This is a genomic window from Enterobacter cloacae complex sp. GF14B (assembly GCF_004136805.1).
In the GTDB taxonomy this organism is placed as follows: Bacteria; Pseudomonadota; Gammaproteobacteria; order Enterobacterales; family Enterobacteriaceae; genus Enterobacter; species Enterobacter hormaechei_C.
This window is the reverse complement of sequence record NZ_QFRV01000300.1, coordinates 1-1,154: the sequence shown is the minus strand read 5'-3', so window position 1 is coordinate 1,154 and position 1,154 is coordinate 1. Positions and strand designations below refer to the sequence as shown.

The 1,154-nt window shown below is 46.8% G+C and carries 2 protein-coding genes; both read right to left on the bottom strand.

The features are described 5' to 3' along the window. Window positions 1–314, bottom strand: a 314-nt coding sequence (locus DD606_RS26085) for a DUF4216 domain-containing protein (protein ID WP_176691504.1), incomplete at its 3' end; no start/stop codon positions are given. Window positions 315–489: 175 nt separating this feature from the next. Then, window positions 490–1,154, bottom strand: a 665-nt coding sequence (locus DD606_RS25350; protein ID WP_129259494.1) for a DUF4218 domain-containing protein, incomplete at its 5' end; no start/stop codon positions are given.

Genomic DNA, 1,154 nt, shown 5'->3' with positions numbered 1-1,154 from the left:
TGGACGTCGTCTGACTGACTTTCCTCCAGGAGATCTTGCCCTTCAAATACTTGTTTATTTCTTGGAGCAACCTGAACCACAAACCACCATTGTCGCTCTTGAGGGTCCGGTACAAAGACCACTTGCTCGGAATGTTCGGGGAGAGCAAATGTGTCGCTCACATCTGTCCAAGTCTTTGTAGAATCTATTTGCACAAGTTTGTTTCCATCTCTGTGTACCGTTGCATTGCGACCAGAAGTAATCACCTTGAACCACTTCACATCCAACAAAAACATCTCAAACCGCCTGAAGCTTACTTTCAGGATATCTGACACCAGACCACAGTAATCCAGGTTGCTAGTGCTCTCATTCGTGTCTCTGGCACTGGCCCTGCTCTTTTGCGTGAAACTAACCATTACCCCATTGTCAAACGTGTTTCTTCTGCTATCAATTTGTTGTGTTCTGAAATGCTTTCCAAAGTGCCATGTATGTATGATACCTCCAGTCACATCAAATAACTAGCTCTTCCTCTTCTAGAGATATAGGTTCTCCGATCTGTCGAGCTCCTCTCACTGTCTTGTCCAACCATGCCATTGTAGGAAATTTAGGTAGAGGAGCGAGACAGTCTGGCAAGGATAAGCCTCTAGTCATTCGGATTCGCTTGAAATCGTGTCGCTCCCTATTGCGTCTCTCTTTCTCTTCTGCGTACCTTTCAAGCCATTTTTGCATCGGCGCTGAATTTAGTATACAGAACTTCATGATCTTTTCTCGCACCGCTTGCCCTTGCGGCTCCTCTCCCACCAGTCTTGCATCCTCCTCATCGCTCCACAGTCGAGGCATTTTTGGGTCAGAAACGGATAGAAATTCGGTCGTCAATACAAGAGACTCTTGCACCAGCCATCCTTCTGCCATGCTCCGCTCTAGACGTGCTTTTTGGCGAACAAAACCCTTAAGTGTTTTCATGAACTGCTCTAGAAAGAACATCCAACGGCTGTGGACTGTACCTGCCACTGCAACCTCATCTACTACATGGACGAGCAAGTGCATTTGGATAGTTAGGCAGCTCGTGGGTAGATACTTCTCAATCATGCAAACTGCCTCAATGGAGTTAGCCCTTGCGACTGCAATAGATTCCTTCTGTATCTCCTTGGAAGAGATCCACCGCACTAGCTCTG